22 protein-coding genes (1 of these 22 cut by a window edge) are annotated in these 21,568 nt (G+C 65.1%); 15 read left to right on the top strand and 7 right to left on the bottom strand.

From position 1 onward, the window contains the following. Nucleotides 1-81: 81 nt before the first annotated feature. Nucleotides 82-753: a beta/gamma crystallin-related protein gene (locus ACZ1JC_RS08885; protein ID WP_465137204.1), complete on the top strand. Its 672-nt coding sequence runs from the start codon at nt 82-84 to the stop codon at nt 751-753. Nucleotides 754-771: 18 nt separating this feature from the next. Here the strand turns inward: ACZ1JC_RS08885 and ACZ1JC_RS08880 are convergent, their stop codons facing one another. After that, on the bottom strand, nt 772-2,241 hold the full coding sequence (locus ACZ1JC_RS08880; protein WP_465137205.1) for an OprO/OprP family phosphate-selective porin: 1,470 nt from the start codon (nt 2,239-2,241) through the stop codon (nt 772-774). Between the two features lie 305 nt (nt 2,242-2,546). On the opposite strand from ACZ1JC_RS08880, the gene ACZ1JC_RS08875 reads away from it, so the two are divergent. The 8 genes from ACZ1JC_RS08875 to ACZ1JC_RS08840 all read left to right on the top strand — a co-directional run bounded on the left by ACZ1JC_RS08875 (nt 2,547) and on the right by ACZ1JC_RS08840 (nt 11,333). Further along, the gene (locus ACZ1JC_RS08875; RefSeq protein WP_465137206.1) at nt 2,547-4,025 is read left to right on the top strand and encodes an OprO/OprP family phosphate-selective porin; all 1,479 of its coding nucleotides are present in this window, start codon (nt 2,547-2,549) and stop codon (nt 4,023-4,025) included. 209 nt (nt 4,026-4,234) lie between these two features. Further along, entirely contained in the window at nt 4,235-5,278 is a 1,044-nt protein-coding gene (locus tag ACZ1JC_RS08870) for a substrate-binding domain-containing protein (protein ID WP_465137207.1), read from the top strand. 33 nt (nt 5,279-5,311) lie between these two features. After that, a complete protein-coding gene (gene pstC, locus ACZ1JC_RS08865) occupies nt 5,312-6,685 on the top strand; it encodes a phosphate ABC transporter permease subunit PstC (protein WP_465137208.1) in 1,374 nt (457 codons plus the stop codon). After that, a complete protein-coding gene (gene pstA / locus ACZ1JC_RS08860) occupies nt 6,678-7,565 on the top strand; it encodes a phosphate ABC transporter permease PstA (RefSeq protein WP_465137209.1) in 888 nt (295 codons plus the stop codon). The genes pstC and pstA overlap by 8 nt, the downstream gene beginning before the upstream one ends. A 4-nt stretch (nt 7,566-7,569) precedes the next feature. Further along, complete coding sequence (pstB, locus tag ACZ1JC_RS08855) at nt 7,570-8,331, top strand: phosphate ABC transporter ATP-binding protein PstB (RefSeq protein WP_465137210.1); 762 nt, start codon at nt 7,570-7,572, stop codon at nt 8,329-8,331. A gap of 28 nt (nt 8,332-8,359) precedes the next feature. Next, nucleotides 8,360-9,055, top strand: a complete 696-nt coding sequence (phoU, locus tag ACZ1JC_RS08850) for a phosphate signaling complex protein PhoU (RefSeq protein WP_465137211.1) — start codon at nt 8,360-8,362, stop codon at nt 9,053-9,055. Continuing rightward, complete coding sequence (gene phoB / locus ACZ1JC_RS08845; protein WP_465137212.1) at nt 9,052-9,738, top strand: phosphate regulon transcriptional regulator PhoB; 687 nt, start codon at nt 9,052-9,054, stop codon at nt 9,736-9,738. Before phoU ends, phoB begins: the two co-directional genes overlap by 4 nt. A 182-nt stretch (nt 9,739-9,920) precedes the next feature. After that, the gene (locus tag ACZ1JC_RS08840; protein ID WP_465137213.1) at nt 9,921-11,333 is read left to right on the top strand and encodes a voltage-gated chloride channel family protein; all 1,413 of its coding nucleotides are present in this window, start codon (nt 9,921-9,923) and stop codon (nt 11,331-11,333) included. 280 nt (nt 11,334-11,613) lie between these two features. Here the strand turns inward: ACZ1JC_RS08840 and ACZ1JC_RS08835 are convergent, their stop codons facing one another. Together ACZ1JC_RS08835 and ACZ1JC_RS08830 are read right to left on the bottom strand one after the other, a co-directional pair. After that, nucleotides 11,614-12,144, bottom strand: a complete 531-nt coding sequence (locus ACZ1JC_RS08835; RefSeq protein ID WP_465137214.1) for a YceD family protein — start codon at nt 12,142-12,144, stop codon at nt 11,614-11,616. Beyond that, nucleotides 12,141-12,668 carry a ubiquinol-cytochrome C chaperone family protein gene (locus ACZ1JC_RS08830; RefSeq protein WP_465137215.1) on the bottom strand — a complete coding sequence of 176 codons (528 nt, stop codon included), beginning with the start codon at nt 12,666-12,668 and terminating at the stop codon, nt 12,141-12,143. The genes ACZ1JC_RS08835 and ACZ1JC_RS08830 overlap by 4 nt, the downstream gene beginning before the upstream one ends. A 220-nt stretch (nt 12,669-12,888) precedes the next feature. On the opposite strand from ACZ1JC_RS08830, the gene ACZ1JC_RS08825 reads away from it, so the two are divergent. The 6 genes from ACZ1JC_RS08825 to ACZ1JC_RS08800 all read left to right on the top strand — a co-directional run bounded on the left by ACZ1JC_RS08825 (nt 12,889) and on the right by ACZ1JC_RS08800 (nt 16,869). Further along, nucleotides 12,889-13,395, top strand: coding sequence for an outer membrane protein assembly factor BamE (locus ACZ1JC_RS08825; RefSeq protein WP_465137216.1), 507 nt, complete (start codon nt 12,889-12,891; stop codon nt 13,393-13,395). 131 nt (nt 13,396-13,526) lie between these two features. Beyond that, the gene (hslV, locus tag ACZ1JC_RS08820) at nt 13,527-14,084 is read left to right on the top strand and encodes an ATP-dependent protease subunit HslV (RefSeq protein WP_395330565.1); all 558 of its coding nucleotides are present in this window, start codon (nt 13,527-13,529) and stop codon (nt 14,082-14,084) included. A gap of 14 nt (nt 14,085-14,098) precedes the next feature. Further along, on the top strand, nt 14,099-15,400 hold the full coding sequence (hslU, locus tag ACZ1JC_RS08815) for an ATP-dependent protease ATPase subunit HslU (RefSeq protein ID WP_465137217.1): 1,302 nt from the start codon (nt 14,099-14,101) through the stop codon (nt 15,398-15,400). A 115-nt stretch (nt 15,401-15,515) separates the two neighbouring features. After that, nucleotides 15,516-15,917: a GFA family protein gene (locus ACZ1JC_RS08810; protein ID WP_465137218.1), complete on the top strand. Its 402-nt coding sequence runs from the start codon at nt 15,516-15,518 to the stop codon at nt 15,915-15,917. Then, on the top strand, nt 15,910-16,644 hold the full coding sequence (locus ACZ1JC_RS08805; RefSeq protein WP_465137219.1) for a phytanoyl-CoA dioxygenase family protein: 735 nt from the start codon (nt 15,910-15,912) through the stop codon (nt 16,642-16,644). Before ACZ1JC_RS08810 ends, ACZ1JC_RS08805 begins: the two co-directional genes overlap by 8 nt. A 24-nt stretch (nt 16,645-16,668) precedes the next feature. Next, entirely contained in the window at nt 16,669-16,869 is a 201-nt protein-coding gene (locus ACZ1JC_RS08800) for a DUF1737 domain-containing protein (RefSeq protein WP_021235064.1), read from the top strand. 16 nt (nt 16,870-16,885) lie between these two features. On the opposite strand, the gene ACZ1JC_RS08795 is transcribed toward ACZ1JC_RS08800, so the two are convergent. The 4 genes in view from ACZ1JC_RS08795 to ACZ1JC_RS08780 are tightly spaced (at most 58 nt apart) and all read right to left on the bottom strand, a layout consistent with a single transcriptional unit that may run on beyond the window. Further along, on the bottom strand, nt 16,886-17,452 hold the full coding sequence (locus tag ACZ1JC_RS08795; RefSeq protein WP_465137220.1) for a hypothetical protein: 567 nt from the start codon (nt 17,450-17,452) through the stop codon (nt 16,886-16,888). Between the two features lie 58 nt (nt 17,453-17,510). After that, complete coding sequence (locus ACZ1JC_RS08790) at nt 17,511-19,331, bottom strand: ABCB family ABC transporter ATP-binding protein/permease (protein ID WP_465137221.1); 1,821 nt, start codon at nt 19,329-19,331, stop codon at nt 17,511-17,513. A gap of 5 nt (nt 19,332-19,336) precedes the next feature. Then, the gene (locus tag ACZ1JC_RS08785; protein ID WP_465137222.1) at nt 19,337-20,293 is read right to left on the bottom strand and encodes an aspartyl protease family protein; all 957 of its coding nucleotides are present in this window, start codon (nt 20,291-20,293) and stop codon (nt 19,337-19,339) included. Nucleotides 20,294-20,348: 55 nt separating this feature from the next. Beyond that, nucleotides 20,349-21,568, bottom strand: the 3' portion of a protein-coding gene (locus tag ACZ1JC_RS08780; RefSeq protein ID WP_465137223.1) for an oligosaccharide flippase family protein. The gene runs 331 nt beyond the window's last position; the window shows 1,220 of its 1,551 coding nt (coding positions 332-1,551); its start codon lies off the right edge, out of view — the gene reads right to left on this strand; the stop codon is at nt 20,349-20,351.

Raw genomic sequence — 21,568 nt, 5'->3', positions numbered from 1 at the left:
CGATCCCGGCAATTATGCCCACTTGAACAAAGCGGCGCGTGCATCGACAAGAAGGCGGCGGGGGCTCTTGTGGAGGTTCCGATGCGTGCTGCCAGATATCTGCTTGTCGGCGTTCTCTTCGCCGGATCGGGCCTGCTTCCGATTTCCGTTCCGGCATACGGCCAGCAGGCGACAGCGCATCGGCCGCCAGCGCCGCCCACGCAGACGGCGGGCGAGATCATCATCTATCGCGATCGCAACTTCGCCGGGCCGGCGGTCAGCATCCGGCAGGACCAGGCCAACCTGCGGCTGGCCTGGCCGGTGCGATCCGCCAGGGTTCGCAGCGGCACCTGGGAACTCTGCGAAAGGGCGGCGTTTCAGGGGCGTTGCCTGACCGTCACCCGCGATAACCGCGATCTTGGCCAGCGCGCCGTGCAGAGCGTGCGCGGAAGCCGATCGGCCGCATGGCGTGCGTTCGGCAGCACCGACGTCACCCGCTTCGGCTGGGACCGCAAGGTCATTTCCGCGCTCGGCTCTCCGCGGCTCTGGTCGATCCGCCTTTGCGCCGATGGCAACGCGGTGCAGCTTCGCGAAGCGCGCGCCACTTTCACCAACCGCCAATCCGAAATGCTGCATGTGCCGGCGCGGCTGGCCGCTGGCACCTGCACCGGCCCGCTGGCCTTCGCGTCGCGCCAGAACCTGGCTTCGGTGTCGTTCTCGGCATCGACCGTGTCGCCCTCCGCCCGCGTGCGGGTTCGGTTGGAAGGGCGCTGATCCGGTCGGCGGTACCGGTCAGAAATCCAGTTCGAAGCGCGTGCCCAGCACGTTGACGGTGTAGTCCGTCCGCCCCGAATCCAGCGCCTTGGCGCCCTTGTAGGCCAGCAGCGCGTAGTTGATGTTGAAGCGCAGGTACTCCACCGGGGTCCAGACCAGTGCGGCGATGGCGGCGTTCTGGGTGCCGCCGCGAATGTCGCGGTCGTTGAGGTCCAGCCAGTCGTAACGGGCGGTCAGCTGGATCGATCCGATGCCGCCATCGCCCAGCGGATGGGCGGGCGCCTTGTTGGTGAAGATGCCTTCCTTGTAGCCCCGGCTGTCACCCGAAGTCAGGAACAGGCCCAGCTCGGCATAGGCCCCCTGAAAGCGGACGGAAGACAGGCCCACCCGGTCGGCCGTGAGTGTGTTGTATTCCGCCGCCGCGTGCCAGCGGCCCCGGATCGCGGCCATTTCCACGCCCCAGTTGACCTCGCGCTCTACTTGCATGGCGGGCGTGCCGATCAGGCGGGTATTGGTGGAATGGACATAGGGGCGCTGGCGATAGCGCGTGTCGCCCTCGGCCAGTCGCGCAAGGTCGCGCCAGTGGGCGGAGCCGCCGAAGTGGAGCTGCGTGTCCCCCAGCTTCGGGGCGTAGACCAGCCGCGCATCGACGCCGGGGCTGTTGTTCTCATCCCCGCCCTCGACGCCGTCCGAATCGTTGGCGAGCGCGCCGATATCGTCGCTGAACAGGCCCAGCTGCGCCAGCACCGGCCCGCGCTGATACTGCACGGAAGCACCCAGGCGGCGTTCGAAATTGAAGGCGTCGGTAAAGGCGGCACGCTCCATCACGCTGCCGCTGGTGTCGCCGGTCAGTTCGTCCAGCGACTGGAACGGGTTCTGGTTGCCCAGCTTCACCGTCCAAGGACCGTGCTTGTAGCTGACATAAGTATCGACCAGATCGACGCTGTTGTCCGAGAGTTCGAGTTCCAGCTTGTAGCCGAACCCGCCGCCGATCCCGCCTTCGCCGCCCAGCCGGATGCGCCGCATCTCGGTAGAGAAACCAAGGCCCTTGTCGTCCAGCCCCTTGGGCGCGCCGACATAGTTGGCATCGGCCTGAATGCGGCCCTTCACCTTGAACGACCGCTCACCCGAGGTGAATTGCGGGCTGCCTTTCCATCCGATGGCGGTGGACGGGGTGGCGGTGACAGGGGCGGCTGGGGCGGTGGTCGGCTGAGCGGGGGCGGCGCTTGCCAAGGGCGGCGATGCCGGAATGGCAGTGGCAGCCGGCGAGGAGGCTTGCGACGGCAGTCCCGCCGAGGCCAATCGCGCTTCCATCCGTTCCACCTGCTCCTTCAGCGCGGCGACTTGCGCGCGCAGGAGTGCGGCTTCCTCGGCAGAGATCGGCTTCACCTGCGCCTGACTTTGGGCCTGCGCAGCCGGAGCGAGGGGTAGCAGCAGGCACCCTGTCAGCAGCGGCGCTGCGGCGACGCGGGTCAGTTTCGAAGGCATCTGGGTTCGGCTTCCGGGCAAGTCATGACGGCACCCGCGGCGCGGGTCTCGGCTGGCCGGTTATGGCGATGACATGACGGTTCGGTGACAAATGTGACCGCCGCGCGCGCAGTCACCCTTTGTCACGGAGCGGCCTTAAAAGAGCCATAAACTTTCTCGGCAAAATCCGCAGAAAACCGCGGTTCCGCGTCTACCAGCTATAAAGTGTCATGGAACTGAAACATTCCAGTCATACTGGCGTCGTGTCAGTGCCATCAAAGTTTCATGGAAGGTCGACCAAGTTGAGGAATCCAAAGGCAATTTTGATGGTGGCGCTTTCCGTGCCCACGCTCGCCGTCGCGGCAGGGTGGGCACCGCCAGCCTATGCGCAGTCCGCCGATTCGGCGGCGATCCGGCAGGAATTGGAGGCGATGCGGGCGCAGATGAAGGCCATGGAAGGCCGCATCGAATCGCTCGAAGGGCAGCTCAATGCCGCCAATGCGCGCGCCGATGCCGCCACCCAGGCCGCGCAGGGCGCGTCGCAGGCCGCCTCGCAAGCAGCATCGCAGGTGGCCGCCCAGTCGGCCAGCATTGCCGCGGCTGCCAAGGCACCTGCAACCGCGCCGACCGCTGCCGGAACGGCGAAGGCCGCATCCGATGCCTCGCCGATCCAGGTCGTCTGGAAGGGCGGTCCGGAATTTCGCGGCGACAACGGCTGGAGCTTCAAGCCGCGCGGCCGGCTCCAGATCGACGCCGGCGGCGTGAACGCGCCCTCCGGCCTTGACGAGACATCCAGCGATCACCTTGGCTTCAGCACCGAACTGCGCCGTGCCTACCTTGGTTTCGACGGCACGATGCCGGGCGGCTTCGGCTATCGCTTCGAAGTCGATCTGGCCAATTCCAGCGTCGTCATCAACGACATGTATCTGACCTACCGCGTGAACAAGAACGTCACGCTGGCGCTGGGCAACCAGAAGCCGAACACCGGGCTTGAAGATCAGACTTCGGACCTGTTCACCAGCTTCATGGAACGCGCCAGCTTCACCGGTGCCTTCGGCTTCGAACGCCGCGTCGGCCTGAACGCGCAGTATCTGAACAAGGCGGTGCTGGTGCAGGCGGGCGTGTTCAGCGACGATCCGAACTCGCTGAACAGCGATTACGACAAGTCATGGAGCACGGACGGCCGCGTGGTGTTCATGCCCACGGTGGCCGGCGGCACGCTGCATCTGGGCGGATCGGTCCACTGGCGCACGCTGAACGATTCGATCCCGACGGTGACGTACCAGAGCCGGCCCTTCGTCCACACCACGGACCTGCGCTTCCTCAGCGCCGGCGTCACCAATGCCGACAACGAACTGGGCCTCGGCCTCGAAGCGGCGTGGATCAAGGGCCGCTTCCACGCCTCCGGCGAAAGCTACTGGCAGAAAGTGCGCCGCGAAGGCTTTGCCGATCCCACCTTCAATGGCGGCTATGCCGAAGTGGGCTACATGCTCACCCATGACGACACCGCCTACAAGGCCGGCGTCTTCGAACGTATCCGCCCGCACAACGGGATGGACAAGGGCGGCCTCGGCGCGGTGCAACTGAACGTCCGGTACGACTGGCTAAACCTCAACGATGCCGGCATCGTCGGCGGGCGCGAGCAGACGGCGGGCGTCTCCGCGATCTGGATGCCGACCGACTATGTGCGCTTCATCCTCAACTACGGCCATATCTGGGTGAAGGATTCGCCGGTCCTGGTGGACGGCACGGATAATACCTACGGCGTCGATTCGATGGGCATGCGCGCCCAGTTCGATTTCTGATCGCATTCTTGAATGTTCCGGGGCGGTCCATCCGTGCCGCCCCGGAAAAGCCCGTCTCTGCGCCGGATTGTCATAATTCGCGATCCGCCGAAGAAACTACGGATTTCCAGCAATTTCGCCAGGCCGAGAACAATGTCACTTCTTTGTCATGGAAGTGTCATTGTAGCCCAATAGGGGCAACTCACACTTGAAGCCCAAGGGGTGACATCATGCGTTCCACCAAGACCTTTCTTATCGTTGCCGTTTCGAGCGTGGCGCTTGCCGGCTGCGGCGGCTCTGGCGGTTCGGCCGCCGGTTCGCGCGACTTCGTACGCGCCGTCGGTTCCTCGACCGTCTATCCCTTCGCCACTGCCGTCGCCGAAGAATTCGCCAAGGCCGGCGGCAAGTCGCCCGTCATCGAATCGACCGGCACGGGCGCGGGCATGAAGCTGTTCTGCGCCGGCGTCGGCGCCCAGCACCCCGATATCGAGAACGCTTCGCGCCGGATCAAGAAGTCCGAGTTCGAGGAATGCCAGAAGAACGGCGTGACCGACATCGTCGAAGTGCAGGTCGGCATCGACGGCATCGCCTTTGCCGAAGCCCAGAACGGCCCCGGCATGAAGCTGACGCCGACCGATATCTACAAGGCGCTGGCCGCCAATCCCTTCGGCAAGCCGAACACCGCGAAGACCTGGAAGGACGTGAACCCGTCGCTTCCGGCCGAACCGATCCTGGTCTACGGCCCGCCGTCGACCTCCGGCACGCGTGACGCGCTGAAGGAACTGATCCTGGAAGCCGGTTGCAAGACCGATGCCGCCACCGCCGCGCTGAAGGAAACCAGCAAGGACAAGTACGAGGCGATCTGCCACGATATCCGTGAAGACGGCCCCTACGTGGACGCGGGTGAGAACGACAACCTGATCGTCCAGAAGATCTCGCAGAACCCCAAGGCGATCGGCATCTTCGGCTATTCGTTCCTGGAAGAGAACGCCAAGACCATCAAGGGCATCCCGATGTCCAACGTGATCCCGACGTACGAGACGATTTCGAACTTCAGCTACCCCGGTGCGCGTCCGCTCTACATCTACATCAAGAAGCAGCACCTCGCCCCGATCAAGGGCCTGCAGGGCTACGTCAACGAGTGGGTGAAGTCGTGGGGCCCCGATGGCTATCTGAAGGCCAAGGGCATGGTGATCGCGCCTGACGACGTGCGCACCAAGAGCGCGGACATCGTTGCCAAGATGACCCCGCTCAACCCTGCCGACCTCAAGTAATCGCTTAATCCGAAAGGCGCCGGAACGGCCTTTATGATGCTTACAGGAGTTCTCTTGGCCGTTCTCGGCCTCGGTCTCGTCGGCTGGTTTGCCGCGCGGGGCCGGGCCCGGCTGCTCCACACGGGGCGCGGCTCGCTCAATTCGCTGCCCAACTACCACGGCTGGCATGTGCTGCTGTGGATCGTCGTCCCGGCGCTGATCGCCTGGGGCGCATGGTCCGCGATCATGCCGGGGCTGGTCGATGGCGCGGTTCTGGCCGATCCGGCCGCCGCCCAGCTTCCGGCCGATGCGATGAGCCGTGCCGCCGTGCTTTCCGAAGCCAAGGCGATTGCCGACAATCCCGGGCAGGCTGCGTTCAATCCCCTTGCGCAGACCCTGTCCGAACCGGTGCGCGCCGCACACCAGCGTTTCGGCCTGATCGGCGCGCTGCTGGTGGTGATCGTGGCACTGGCCGGCGGCGGCTGGGCCTTCACCAAGGTCCGCGCCAATTATCCGGCGCGCACCCGCGTGGAGCGGGCGGTGATGGGCGTGCTGCTGCTCGCCTCGCTGATCGCGATCCTGACCACGTTCGGCATCGTCGCCTCGCTGGTGTTCGAAGCGGGCATGTTCTTCAAGGACGTCTCGCCGATCGACTTCCTTCTCGGCACCCACTGGTCGCCCGGCTCCGCGCGCGGGGACAATTTGGGTGAAAGCTTCGGCGCCGTGCCGCTGTTCTGGGGCACGATCTATATCGGCGCGATCATCGCCATGATCGTCGCCATCCCGCTGGGCCTGATGAGCGCGGTCTATCTGACGCAATACGCCACGCCCACCATCCGCAAGTGGCTGAAGCCGGTGCTGGAAATCCTCGCCGGTATTCCCACGGTGGTCTACGGCTACTTCGCGGCGCTGACCGTGGCGCCGATCTTCCGCGATTTCGCCGCCTCGCTCGGCATGCCCAACCCCTCCACCGAAAGCGCGCTGGCCGCCGGTGTGGTGATGGGCGTGATGATCATTCCCTTCGTCTCCTCGATGGCGGACGACGCGCTGGCCGCCGTGCCCCGCGCGATGAGCGACGGTTCGCTGGCGCTGGGCGCCACCAAGTCGGAAACGATCAAGAAAGTGCTGCTGCCCGCCGCGCTGCCCGGCATCGTTGCCGGCGTGATGCTGGCCGTCAGCCGCGCCATTGGCGAGACGATGATCGTGGTCATGGCCGCCGGTGCCGCCGCCAACCTTTCGGCGAACCCCTTCGCCTCGATGACCACGGTCACCTACCAGATCGTCCAGATGCTGACGGGTGATCAGGAGTTCAACAGCCCCAAGACGCTCTCCGCCTTCGCGCTCGGCCTGGTGCTGTTCATCGTCACCCTCGTTCTCAACATCATCGCCCTCCGTGTGGTGAAGCGTTTCCGGGAAGCTTATGAGTAACGCACGCTGGCAGACTGCGGAGGCTACACGGCGGATCGCGCGCCGCAATGCCGCCGAACGCCGCTTCAAGCTGCTGGGTCTGGGCGCGATCGCCCTCAGCCTCGCCTTTCTGGCACTGCTGCTGGTGATCATGCTGAAGAACGGCCTGGGCGGACTGGACTGGTCGTTCCTGACCGGGTCGGACTCCACCAATCCCGATGTCGCCGGCGTCTGGGGCGCCACCAAGGGATCGCTGCTGACGATGTTCGTCACGCTGGTGCTCTCCTTCCCGATGGGCGTGCTCGCCGCCGTCTATCTGGAAGAGTTCGCCCCCAAGGCGCGCTGGATCGAATGGGTGGAAGTCTCGATCAACAACCTGGCCGCCGTGCCGTCGATCATCTTCGGCCTGCTGGGTCTGGCGGTGTTCATCAACACGCTGGGCATGCCGCGTTCGTCACCGCTGGTCGGCGGTCTTACTCTGGCGCTGATGACGATGCCGGTCATCGTCATTTCCGGCCGCAACGCGATCAAGGCGGTACCGCCTTCGATCCGCGACGCCGCGCTGGCGGTGGGCGCAAGCAAGGTGCAGACCGTGTTCCACCACGTCCTGCCCCTGGCGCTGCCCGGCATCCTCACCGGCACGATCATCGGCATGGCCCGCGCGCTGGGTGAAACCGCGCCGCTGCTGATGATCGGCATGCGTGCCTTCGTCGTCACTCCGCCGGGCGGGATCACCGATCCTTCCAGCGTGCTGCCGATGCAGATCTTCCTGTGGTCCGACGAAATCGACAGCGGTTTCGTACAGAACACGTCCGCTGCCATCATTGTCCTGCTGGTCTTCCTGCTGGCGATGAACGGCCTTGCAATCTACCTTCGAAACAAGTTCGAAGTGCGCTGGTAGAACCATGACTGAAGCCAAACTTATCGCCCGCAATGTCGACGTCTTCTACGGCGCGAAGAAGGCCATCAACGGTGTGTCGATCGAGATCGACAACGGCATCGTCACCGCCTTCATCGGTCCGTCGGGCTGCGGCAAGTCCACGTTCCTGCGGTCCTTGAACCGCATGAACGACACCATCGCCGATGCCCGCGTCACCGGCGAGATCCTGCTGGATGGCGAGAACATCTACGCGCCGGACATGGATCCCGTGGCCCTGCGCGCCCGCGTGGGCATGGTGTTCCAGAAGCCGAACCCGTTCCCGAAGTCGATCTACGAGAACGTGGCCTATGGCCCGCGCATCCACGGTCTGGCGCCGGCCAAGGCGGACATGGACGGGATCATCGAAAGCTCGCTGACCAAGGCCGGTTTGTGGGATGAAGTGAAGGACCGCCTGCACGAACCCGGCACCGCGCTTTCGGGCGGCCAGCAGCAGCGCCTGTGCATCGCCCGCGCCATCGCCGTCAGCCCCGAAGTGATCCTGATGGACGAGCCGTGCTCCGCGCTCGACCCGATCGCCACCGCGCGTATCGAGGAACTGATCGACGAGCTGAAGGACACGTACGCCATCGTCATCGTCACCCACTCGATGCAGCAGGCGGCGCGCGTGTCGCAGCGCACGGCGTTCTTCCACCTCGGCAACCTGGTGGAATACGGGGACACGAGCCAGATCTTCACCACCCCGCGTGAAGAGAAGACCAAGGACTACATCACCGGTCGCTACGGCTGACGGCGAAGACAGGAACAGGACAAGAGCCATGGTTGACCACACCGTAAAGGCCTTCGACAGCGAGATCGGGCAGCTTCGCGGGCTTGTTGCCGAAATGGGCGGCCTTGCCGAAGTCGCGATCCGCGACGCCATCGTCGCGCTGACCCAGCATGACGAGGATCTGGCCGCGCAAGTCGTCGCCGCCGACGCCCGCCTCGATGCGCTGGAGGCCGAAGTAGACCGTCTTGCGGTCCGCACGATCGCGCTGCGTGCGCCGATGGCGGACGATCTGCGCGACGTGATCGCCGCGTTGAAGATCTCCGGCGTGATCGAACGCATCGGCGACTATGCCAAGAACATCGCCAAGCGCGTCAACGCGATGGAGAGCCGGGGCAAGATCGAGCCGCTGGAACTCGTGCCGATGATGGCCGAGATTGCCGAGGGCATGGTGCGCGACGTGCTGAACGCCTATGGCTCGCGCGATGCCGCGCTGGCGCAGGAAGTGATCCGCCGCGATGAGAAGCTGGACCAGTTCTACAACACGCTGTTCCGTTCGCTGCTCACGCACATGATGGAGAACCCGGCGACGATCACCAGCGCCGCCCAGTTGCTCTTCATCGCCCGCAACCTCGAACGCATCGGCGATCACGCCACCAATGTCGCGGAAATGGTCTATTACGCCGCCACCGGCGAATACCATGCCGAACGCGACAGCCAGACCAACGACACGCGAGGCCTGCCGTGAACCCTTCCGTTCTGGTCGTCGAGGACGACCGCGCTCTCTGCGAATTGCTGACCTGGAATCTCAGCGCCGAAGGCTATCAGGTGCGCAGCACCGGCGATGGCGAGGAAGCGCTGCTGATGGTGCAGGAACAGGCGCCCGACGCGATCATCCTAGACTGGATGATCGAGCATGTGCCCGGGATCGAGGTTTGCCGCCAGCTCCGCAAGGACAAGGAAACAGCGCAGATCCCGATCCTCATGCTCACCGCGCGCGGCGAGGAGGAGGACATGATCCGCGGCTTCAAGACCGGCGCGGACGATTACGTCACCAAGCCGTTCTCCCCGCGCGAACTCATGGCCCGCGTCGAAGCGCTGCTGCGCCGCGCGCGCCCGTCGCTGGCGGGCAACGTGCTGCAGTGGGGCGATATCGAGCTGGACGTCACCAGCCACCGCGTGCGTCGCGGCGGCGAGGCGCTGCACCTTGGCCCCACCGAATTCCGCCTGCTGCGCTACTTCATGGAACGCCCGAACCGCGTGGTTTCGCGCCAGCAGATCCTCGACGGCGTCTGGGGCATGGATTCGGATATCGACGAGCGCACGGTGGACGTCCACATCCGCCGCCTGCGCAAGGCGATCAACCGCGCCAACGACACCGACCCGATCCGCACCGTGCGCGCGGCGGGTTATGCGATGGACGTGACCTGAAGGCACTGCGCCTCGTTGCCCGCCGGACAACGAGGCGTTGACGATCAGGCCGCCATCCTTATAGGCGGCTGCACGGCAATGGATTTCTGCCGGGCTTTTCAGGAGCGATGCGCTCCGGGCCGAACCGCCCTAGCAAGGGACGATGATTCCTGACTGGCGCCGCAAGGCAGCAAGGAGGAATCGTGCGTGCTACTTTCCGTGCTCTTTTCGCAGAACTGAACCTTTCGGCACTCGCCCGGCGGCGCGGCGATCACGGCCTGCCTGTACCGGGATGGCCGGTCTTGGGCTGGGCTTTGATGCTGGCGCTGATGGCCATGGTCGTGGGCACACTCTGCGCCGCTTTCCTGTGGAGCCTCGATACGGCAACGCAGCTTCGCTTCGCGCATCCCTGGCTGCTGTTCCTGCTGCCGCTGGGCGGCGCGGCGGTGGCCGGGCTCTATCACTATGTCGGCCGCCCGGTCGAAGCGGGCAACAACCTGATCGTCGAACAGATACACGAGCCCGGCGGCGGCGTGCCGCTGCGCATGGCGCCGCTGGTGTTCCTGGGCACGATCGTCACCCATCTGTTGGGCGGATCGGCGGGGCGCGAGGGGACGGCGGTGCAACTGGGCGGCAGCCTTGCCAGTGCGATCGCCAGGGCGTTCCGGCTGGACGCGCCCGGCGTCAGCATCCTGCTGAAGGCCGGCGTCGCGGCCGGTTTCGGCGCGGTGTTCGGAACGCCACTGGCCGGCGCCGTGTTCGCGCTGGAAGTGCTGGCGATCGGGCGGATCGACTATGCGGGGCTGCTGCCCTGTCTGGTCGCCGCGCTGATCGGGGACTGGACCTGCCACGCCTGGGGCATTCATCACACCCCCTACCACATCGCCTATGCCGCCGCCGTGGCGGACCAGCTTGCGACAACGCCGCTGCTGCTGGCGAAGGCGGCGATCGCCGGCGTCGTCTTCGGTCTGGCCGGGCTGACTTTTGCGGAGGCCAATCACGCGCTGGGCGGGTTCCTGAAGCGCGTGGTGCCCTTTGCGCCCTTGCGGGCGGCGCTGGGCGGCGTGGCGGTGATCGCGCTCGTCTACCTTTGCGGCACGCGCGCCTATCTCGGCCTTGGTGTCTGGTCCGCGATTCCCGGCGATCCGACCATTAGCGGCTTCTTCGGCCCTCACATCGATTCGTGGAGCTGGGCGCTGAAGATGCTGTTCACCGTCGTCACCCTGAGCGCGGGCTTCAAGGGCGGGGAGGTGACACCGCTGTTCTTCATCGGCGCGGCACTGGGCAATGCGCTGGCCGGGGTACTGGGCGCGCCGGTCGACCTGTTCGCCGGGCTGGGCTTCGTCGCGGTCTTCGCCGGCGCGGCCAATGTGCCGCTGGCCTGCACGATCATGGGGATCGAACTGTTCGGGGCGACCCACGCCGTGCCGATCGCGGTGGCCTGCTTCGTGGCCTACCTCTGTTCGGGCCACAACGGCATCTACCTGTCGCAGCGGATCGCCGTGCCGAAGCGGTCCTTCGGCCAACAGCCGGTCGCTCAGGACGCCCTGACATTACGCGATGTTCGCTCGGCCCGTCCGAACCGCTTCGCAAAACCGTCTCGGGCGGAAGGCTGAGCCGCCCCCGGCACGATCGGTTTTCCTACACCTGATAGGCAGGGTTAAGCTCTGCGAATGTCCAGATTGGCCGATTTCCGCTTATCGCGCGCACGCGGTGCCAGCCCGGCAACCGGCCCGAGCGCCGGTGTCGCCAGCTACAAGGGCCAGTCACAAGGTGACGGTTTTCCGGACGCTTGGAGGCAAGGTGACACTTTTCCCTCTGGACCGTGTCAACTGTGTCAACACGAAGTGTCACCTTGCGGTTCGGCGGAGGCCGGCGGATGGTCCGGCAGGCGGATTACTCGCCGGTCTTCAGGCCCTTCAGCGCGGCGAAGGGGCCGTTGTCTTCCGGCGTGCCGATTCCGGCAGCCTTGCGGGCATTGTCGGCGTCGGGGCCGGTAAGGAACGGATCGATGGCCAGCGCCAGACTCTGCGCTACGGCCTCGCCCAGGTCGATGTGGGTGCCGGTGTACTCGATCTCGTCCAGTTCGTCGGCAGTCAGTTCCAGCTCCTCGCCCGCCACGTGGTTTTCGGGTTCGGGAACGAAGCGGAACAGCAGCGCTTCGTTCACGGAAACCGGCAGGTCTTCGGCCGAAACCGCGCAGGACTGGATGAACTCCGCCTTGATCGTGCCTTTCGCCTCCACCTTGCGGTCCTTGCGGACAAGGTCGAGGTCGGCGGAGAGGCTGTCTATCCGCACAAGGCCGAAGCGTTTGGCCAGCGCGGCGCGCTCGGCCTCGTTCGCCTCGACATGGGCAGGTTTGCTTTCCACCTGTCGGATATCGACGCGGCGGGAAAATTCGGGGGTGTAGTCGGTTGATTCGCTCATCGTGCGATCCTTGCCGCCAGAAGGTCCTCCGCCGCAAGCGCATCGACCTCAGCGGCCAAAGCTTTCACCGGCTCGATCAGCGCGGCCGGATCCGCGCCTTCGCGCAGCGTCACGTTGCGGGCCAGCACGGCGGCGAGGGCGGCGTCATCGGCGGTGAGGGCCTCACGAAGCGCGCCGATGCGGCCGCCCAGCGCGCTCATCAGCTTGCCCATATGCTTGCCGACCACCAGATCGCCGATGCCGGACTGGCGCAGCTGGCCATCCATATCGTCCACGAACAGTTCGGTCAGCCGCGCGGCGGGATCGATCAGCGCGTCGTCACGCTCCATGCGCAGAACGACCAGCGCCATCACCAGCGTTATGGTGTCGAAACGGCCGGCGACGGTGTCGGCAATGCCATGCTGCGCATACCAGGGCTTTTCGCGGGCGATCTCCACCACGCGGTGCCACAGCGGGCGCACGGCATCGCGGCGGGCCTGGTTTGTATCAGGTTGTCTGCCGATCAGGCGGGAGAGCAGGGTCACTTCGCTTCGGGCCTTTCCTCTGCTGCCCCCCGTCCGGCATTCGTCCGATATTCGGCGCGCCGGTTTCGTTCAGGGGCAATTCAATCAAGCTGCCCCAACGCCCATTGCGCGACAAGCCGCTGGGCCCTAAGGCTCGGTACCGTTATTTGGGTCGATATATGGCTCTGGCACCGGCAGGCAATGGCCGGAGCGGACCAGCCCCGTGAATTGGAGTGGGAAAATGCGCGGTTCTGGTCATGGCTCTCGCCAAAAAGCTAAGGCGGCGGCTGTTGTTCTGGCGCTGGCTGCGCTGACGGGGGGCTGCACCTCGATCCGGGATCACCGTGGTTATCTGGTCGACCAGACGCTGCTCGATTCGGTTTCGCCCGGCGTGGACAATCGCCAGTCTGTGGAAAAGACGCTCGGCCGTCCCACTTTCGTCAGCCAATTTGGCGAGAAGGACTACTACTACGTCTCGCAGCTGGTGAAGACGCCGCCCTTCGGCCGTCCGCGTACGGCAACGCAGCAGATTCTGCGCGTGCGCTTCGATCCGGCTGGCAACGTCGTCGCGGTGGACAAGGCCGGCACGCAGGACGTGGCGCGCATCCGCCCCGAAGGCGATACGACGCCGACGCTGGGCCGCCATCGCGGTCTGCTGGAAGATCTGTTCGGCAATATCGGCCAGGTCGGCGCCGCCGGTATGGGCACCGGCCAGCAGCCCAGCGGCCCTGGGCCGAACGGCAGCTGATCGACCACGTCTCGATCGATTCGAAATGCCCGCGAAGTCGCCAGGTCGATTTCGCGGGCATTTTCGTTCGATGCATGGGCTTGCGCGGTTCCAGCGCTTGAACCGCAAGCCAGCGGTCATATATCCGCGGCATGGACAATAGCGGGGCGAGCCACGGCCTGATCCAGTGGCACGGAACCACCATCATCGGTGTGAAGAAGGGCGGCAAGACCGTCATCGCCGGCGACGGCCAGGTCTCCATGGGCAATACCGTCATGAAGCCCAACGCGCGCAAGGTGCGCCGGATCGGTGACGGAAAGGTGATCGCGGGCTTCGCCGGCGCCACTGCCGATGCTTTCACTCTGTTCGAACGCCTTGAGCGCAAGCTGGAACAGCATCGCGGCCAACTGATGCGCGCGGCGGTCGAACTCGCCAAGGACTGGCGGACCGACAAGTATCTGCGCAATCTGGAAGCGCTGATGATCGTCGCCGACGAAGAGACGCTGCTGGTGCTGACCGGCAATGGCGACGTGCTGGAGCCCGAAGGCGGCATCACCGCGATCGGCTCCGGCGGCAACTACGCGCTGGCCGCGGCCCGCGCGCTCGACGAGTACGAGGAAGATGCCGAGCGGATCGCCCGGCGCGCCATGGCCGTCGCCGCCGACATCTGCGTCTTCACCAACGACCGCGTCACGGTCGAGACCATCTGAATTTGCGGGACATCATGAAAGACAACCTGACCCCCAAGGCCATCGTCCGCGCGCTGGACGAGCACATCATCGGGCAGACCGAAGCCAAGAAGGCCGTCGCCGTCGCCCTGCGCAACCGCTGGCGCCGCCAGAAGCTGTCGCTCGACTTGCGTGATGAAGTGACGCCCAAGAACATTCTGATGATCGGGCCCACGGGCTGCGGCAAGACCGAGATCAGCCGCCGTCTGGCCAAGCTGGCCGATGCGCCCTTCGTGAAAGTGGAAGCCACCAAGTTCACCGAAGTCGGCTACGTCGGCCGCGATGTCGAGCAGATCGCCCGAGATCTGGTGGAAGAGGCGATCCGTCTGGAGAAAGACCGCCGCCGCGAATCGGTGCGTGAGGCAGCCAGCAAGGCGGCGATGGAGCGCCTGCTCAACGCGCTTGTCGGCGAAGGCGCTTCGGAGGCGACCCGCGCCTCGTTCCACCAGCGCATCACCGAAAACGCGATGAACGAGACCGAGGTGGAGATCGAGGTGGAGGATACGCCCTCGGCGCCGATGGAGATCCCCGGCATGGGCGGCTCGGTCGGCATGATCAACCTGTCGGACATCATGGGCAAGGCGTTCGGCGGCCCCAAGCTGACGCGGCGCAAGATGAAAGTGCCCGACGCCTGGGACAAGCTGGTCGACGAAGAGTCGGAAAAGCGCATGGACCAGGATGATGTGGCCCGCACCGCCCTGGCCAATGCCGAGACCAACGGCATCGTCTTCCTGGACGAGATCGACAAGATCGCCGTTTCCGACGTGCGCGGCGGCTCGGTCAGCCGCGAAGGCGTGCAGCGTGACTTGCTGCCGCTGATCGAGGGCACCACGGTTGCCACCAAGTACGGCCCGATGAAAACCGATCACGTGCTCTTCATCGCTAGCGGTGCGTTCCACGTGGCCAAGCCCAGCGACATGCTGCCCGAACTGCAGGGCCGCCTGCCGATCCGCGTCGAACTGAAGGCACTGACCGAGGAAGACTTCGTGCGCATCCTCTCCGAGACGCGCGCGAATCTGGTGGCCCAGTACAAGGCGCTGCTGGCGACCGAGGAAGTGACGGTGGACATCTCGGCCGATGCCGTGAAGGAAATCGCCAAGATCGCCGCGCAAGTGAACGAAAGCGTCGAGAACATTGGCGCCCGCCGCCTGCAGACGGTGATGGAAAAACTGCTGGAAGAACTCAGCTTCGAGGCCGAGGATCGCAAGGGAGAGACGGTCTCGATCGACCAGGTCTATGTGCGCGAAAAGCTGGCGGGGCTGGCCGGAAACGCCGATCTGTCGAAGTACATCCTTTAATTCCCGGCCTTCGGGTCGGAAGCGAAAAGGGCGCGGGGCTTCGGTCTCGCGCCCTTTTTGTTCCTTGAATGTTCTTTTTAATCGGCTAGATTCGGTGGGGACAAGGAGAATCGTCATGAAGCTAGAAGGTGGTTGCCAGTGCGGCGACGTGCGTTACCGCGTCGAGGGTGATCCTCTCCACGCCGCATTCTGCCATTGCACGGACTGCCGCAAGTCGGCGGGCGCGCCGGTGGTCGCATGGGGCGCATTCAACCATGCCGAGTTCGAAGTGCTTCAGGGCGATGCCGCGGTGTTCAATTCCAGCGGATCCGCCATGCGCCACTTCTGCCCGCGCTGCGGGACGGGGCTCTGGTATACCAACGCGGAATATCTGCCCGGCATCGTCGATATCCAGATCGCGACGCTCGACGATCCCGAAGCACTGCCGCCCGGCGCGCATATCCAGGTTGCCGAGCGGGTGTCGTGGATGAAGGACACGACCCACGTACCGGAATTCGAACGCTACCCGGGTGGGTGATCTGGCCGCGGCCGTAACGGCCGACGCGTCCATGCTGGACCTCGATCGCGATGGGGCCTGTCTCTATCCGGGACTGGCGACTGCGATCCTCGGCGATCTTGCGTCCATTCTGGCGGAATGGCCCGATGGTCATGCCGGCATTCGCATATCCGGCGATCCCGATCTGGCGCGAATGCTGGCTTCGGAAGGAGCCATCGGCGCGATGGCGGCCGAAGCGAAGGGCCGCGATGTGCGGCCGGTACGCGCCGTGCTGTTCGACAAGAACGAACGGGCGGATTGGTCGCTCGGCTGGCATCAGGACCGGACGATCGCCGTGCGCGAACGGGTCGAAGTGGCGGGCTTTGGCCCGTGGTCGGTCAAGCAGGGCATCCGGCATGTCGAGCCGCCCTTTGCGGTGATCGAGGAGATGGTGACGGTGCGCATCCATCTCGATCCGGTGGACGAGGACAATGCGCCCTTGTTGATCGCGCTGGGCTCGCACCGGCTGGGTCGCATTCCGGTGGGTGAGGTTGAGGCGGTGGTCGCGGGCCTGCCCGTCCATGCCTGCCTTGCCCGGGCGGGCGATGTCTGGTGCTATCGCACGCCGATCCTCCATGCCTCGAACGCGGCCCGGGCCGAATCCGGGGCACCGGTCAAAACTGGATCAGGAGGCCGCAGACGGCGGGTACTTCAGGTCGATTATGCCGCCGGGGACTTGCCAGCGCCACTGGACTGGCTAGGCATCTGAACATTCGAAATCGCGAGGTTGCCAATGTACCAGACCCCCGAAGACCGTCCGATCTACCGCCTGCTCACCGGAGCGGATGACCGCGCATTCTGCGAGCGCGTGTCCGAGGCGCTGGCGCAGGGCTGGCGGCTCTATGGTTCGCCCTCGCTGTCGTGGGATACGGCGGAAAACTGCATGAAGGCGGCGCAGGCTGTGGTCTGGCATGAGGCTGATGTCGTGAAGTGATAGTGCGTGCGGTGGATCAGCGGTCCACCGCGCCTTCGGGCAGAAGCGGCGCAAGCCGTTCGATGATCAGCCGGCCCTCGGCATCGTCGATGCCTTGCCCCATGCGGATCGTCGAGGCGCCGTAATCGAATGACATGCAGCCCATGCGCCGCGTCATGAACGGGCCGCCCCAGCCACCACTGAAGTTGAAGGCGAAGGGCACCGATCCGTTGATGCGCATGTGATGTACTATCGCCAGCAAATACGCCCGTTCGCGGCTGAAACCCAACATGCGCCAGCCATGGATCAATTGGCCTGACTCCACGCGGATCACTTCGGAGCCGGTAAACTGCCAGAGGATCGTGCTGGCCGCGAAGACCCAGCCAATGGCCCAGAAGACGAGCCAAACGGCCAGAAACAGCTGCGGCCAAAGGAAGAGTGTGGAGACTGCGGCCACGCCGCCTGCCGTCCATAGCGTTAGCCAGAAGCACAGGAAAACCAGTCCGAACCAGAATTTCCGCGCCGGTATGCGGATTTCCGGCTGGCGAACGCCGCCTTCGATGGTGAAGCGGGCGGGGCGGAAGGGGGCTTCCTTAACGACCATTCCGTTTGGCTAAGTCAGCTTCCGCACGAAAGCGAATTAAATCAATTCGCTCTTTCGCTCACTCCGCCGCCTCGGTCATTGCTTCCGCTTCGGCTGCCTGGCGCGCCCACATTTCGGCGTAGAGGCCGTCGAGCCGCAGCAGCTGCGCGTGCGTGCCGCTTTCGGCAAGCTGGCCCTCGTTCAGCACCAGAATACGATCGGCATCGGCAATCGTCGAAAGGCGGTGGGCGATGGAGAGGCTGGTGCGGTTTTCCGACACGCGGTGGAGAGTCGCCAGAATGTCTTGCTCGGTGCGGGTATCCAGCGCCGAGGTCGCCTCGTCCAGCAGCAGGATCGGCGGGTTCTTGACCAGCGTGCGGGCAATCGCCACGCGCTGCTTCTCCCCGCCGGAAAGCTTCAGGCCGCGCTCGCCCACTTCGGTGGCGTAGCCCTGCGGCAGGCGGTCGATCAGGCCCAGCAGCGCGGCGCCCCTGGCGGCGGCCTCCACTTCCTCCTGCGTCGCACCGTCGCGGCCATAGGCGATGTTGTAGCCGATGGTATCGTTGAACAGCACCGAATCCTGCGGGACGATGCCGATGGCGGCGCGCAGCGAGGACTGCGTCACTTCGGCGATATCCTGCCCGTCGATCAGGATGCGGCCCTGCTGCGGATCGTAAAAACGGAACAGCAGCCGCGCGATGGTGGACTTGCCCGCGCCGGAGGGGCCGACGATGGCGAAGTTCTGCCCGGCAGGCACTTCGAACGACAGGCCCTTGAGGATGCCGCGATCCGGCTCATAGCCGAACACCACGTTCTCGAAAGCGACCGAGGGGCGGTTGATGACAAGCGCGGGCGCACCGGGCTTGTCGGAAACTTCCTGCGGTTCGTCCAGCAGGCGGAACATTTCCGCCATATCGATCAGGCCCTGCCGGATCGTGCGGTAGACCATGCCCAGCATGTCGAGCGGGCGGAACAGCTGGGTGAGGTAGGTCTGGACGAACACCAGTTCACCGGCGGTCGCCTGCCCCTTGTACCAGTCCCACACCGTGTAGCCGAGCGCGCCTGCCATCAGCAGGTTCACCACAACGCCCTGTGCGATGTTGAGCAGGCCCAACGAATTCTCGCTCTTCACCGCGGCATCGGCATAGGCGCGGGTGGCCTGCGCGTAGCGCGCCTTTTCGCGGTGTTCGGCGGAGAAGTACTTCACCGTCTCGTAATTGAGCAGCGAATCCACCGCGCGCGCCAACGCCTGCCCGTCGAGCCGGTTCATCTGCTCGCGCAGCTTGGTGCGCCACTCGGTGATCGCCCGCGTCACCCAGATATAGGCGGCGATGGAGATGGCGGTGGCGACGACGAGGCCGGGGCCGAAGTTCACGTAGAAGATCACCGCGACGGCAACCAGCTGCAGCACGGTGGGGGCGATGTTGAACAGCATGAAGTAGAGCATCGTGTCGATGCTCTTGGTACCGCGCTCGATCGTCTTGGTCACTTCGCCGGTGCGGCGGGCGAGGTGGAAGCGCAGCGACAGATTGTGCAACTGGCCGAAGACGCTTTCCGCCAGTTCGCGGGTCGCATCTTGCCCCACGCGCTCGAACACGATGTTGCGGACATTGTCGAAGAGCGTCTGCAGCAGACGGCCGGCGGAATAGCCGAGCACCGTCAGCATCGCCAGTTGCAGCAATTTCGGGCCCGTGGCGCCCATCAGGTCGACCGCCCACTTCATCAAATAGGGCAAGGCAAGCTGGGTCGCGGTGGACAGCAGGATGAACAGACAGGCCCAGACGATCCGCCAGCGCAGTGCCGGATTCTCCCGCGGCCACAGATAGGGCATGAAGCGAAGGAGCGTGCGCCAGCCGTCATGGCGGGCTGCGGGGGAGTTTACGGCGGTGTCTGGTGGCATCCGCGCTATTTAGTGCGCGGTTCGCTGGAGGCAATCTTTCTGATCCCGTCCGCGGGCTGTCCGCTGTTCCGCGGAATGTCGAACAGGACCTTGCGGGATGAAAAGTCGATGGCGATCCGCCTGAAAATGCGCAGTTCACGCATGCCGAGGAATAGCGCGGGGCGCTTGTCCAGTCCCAGTTCGCGGAAGGCGGGAGAATCGGCGAAGGCGATAACGATGTTGGTCACCCCCAGTTCGCCGATCTTCAGCTTCTGGGCCACGGCCAGTTCTGCGGAGAGCATATCCCCGGTTACGCTTGCAAGCTTGACGGTGCCGGCCAGATGTTTGCGCATGGCATTTTGCAAGGCAAGGTTGCCTACCGCGCTGCTGGCGCCGGTGTCGATGACGACGCTGGCGCGAATACCGTCGACCACCGCATCGGTCATGATCAGCCGCCCCAATCGCCGCCGTGCCCGCACGACGATTTCGTAGCCCTTGTTGTCCGACACTTCCTCGACCGGATTGATCGCGATCGTGCTCCGCTCGAAATCGAGCGTGACGCGTTGGCCTTGAAGGCTATCCGTTCCCACGATGCCGTCGGCGCCGATGTGCTCCGCCTCCAGCAGCGGTACCGTCAGGTCGCGGAACGAGCGCTGGCCGATCGCCAGCGTGTCGACGCGCGCGGTGGATACGTTGCTGGCTCCGGCCATGCCGATCACCGTTACCTCCGGGCCCAGCGGCAGGCCCAGACTGCCGGCCAGCGCGCTGGAAACCACGGTTTGCTGCGATCCTGTATCGATCAGGAAGTGATAAGGCCCTTGCCCCTGCACTGCGACAGCCACCGTCATCCGCTCATCGGGATCGGTGCCGGTTTTCAGCGTTTGCCCGGCGGGATCGCTCTCGTCGGGGATAGTCACGGGGGCTGTGCCCGACGCTGCGGGCGTCGCAGCGACAAGCATCAGCGCAAGGGCGCCGCCAATCATGTCATCCTCCCCGCGGAGCTTCACCTCCGTCGGATATTGTGAGGCTGACAGATTATCACGAATCGGGCGAACGCGCCACGTTTTGCCCGCGTTGCAGCCCGGGAATTCTGGACATGACCGGATGGATGAGATGAAGCGCCATGCCAGCCAGATCGGCGCGTGCCCGGTGGCGAAACAGGACGATTGCCAGCCCCCAGCACAGCCCGCCCAGCGCCGCGCTTGCCGACAGTCCGACAAAGCCCAGCGTAGCCGGATCGCGCCAGTAGGTCACGGCCCATAGTGCGGGCAGCGCGGTCGCCAGGGCAACGCCCGCGCTCGCCGCATACGTGCGCAACATCGCCCGCCAACGGAAGCCGACCAGCCGGTGCATCCATCCCGCATAGATGCACACCCAGCCAATGCCGTAGACGATGCGGGAGGCTGCGGCCGCCTCCACCCCGATCGCCGCGCCGATGATCAGCGTGCCCACCGAAAGGGCTGTGTCCGCCAGGTTGAACCAGAACAGTCGGCGCAAATGGCCCAGCAGGATGGGAAGGTCCATATGCAGGGGCAGCGCCACGAAACAGCACTCGGCAAGCGCAACGTAGGTCAGCAGCGGCGCGGCGCCGGACCAACCGGGGCCATAGAGCAGCAGGATCACCGGCTGCGACAGCACGGCCAGAAGGGCCATAGCGGGCCAGACGATAGCGCCGTGCGCGGCCACCACACGCTCGTAATAGGGGCCCAGTTCCTTGCCCTCGTCACGCAGCCGCGCGAACGTCGGGTAATAGATGGAGCTTACGGCCCCGGCGACGAGGTAGTGAAGCTGCGATGCCAGGGCCACGCCGCGGCTGAACAGGCCGGTTGCCGCCATTCCCTGCAGGCGGCCGACGATCAGGTCTGGCGTGCGCATACCGATGCCGCCCGAAAGGTAGAGCAGGGCGCTGCCCGAACCGAATGCGATGATTTCCCGCAGTCGGGCCGGCTTCAGTCCAAGGCCGGGGCGGGCCGGCCGCAACACTTGCGCAACCACTGCGCGCACCGCCGATTGCGCGATCATCGCCCAGGCCAGCGATGCCGCGGAAAACCCCAATGCCGCCAGGATCAGCGCGCAGCTGCTGTTGGCGATTGCGCCGGATGCATTGACCAGAAACGTGCCGCGAAAATCGAGCCGCCGCGATAGCAGCGCCACCGGCACCACGCTCCACGGATTGAGCAGGTAAGAGGCGGCGATCAGACCCAGGATCGGAAACAGGCGTGGCTCACCGTAAAAGCGGGCGACCGGCCAGGCGAGCG

The sequence above is a fragment of the Sphingomonas sp. BL-S-28 genome (assembly GCF_055521515.1).
This window is presented reverse-complemented; position numbering and strand designations above follow the sequence as displayed.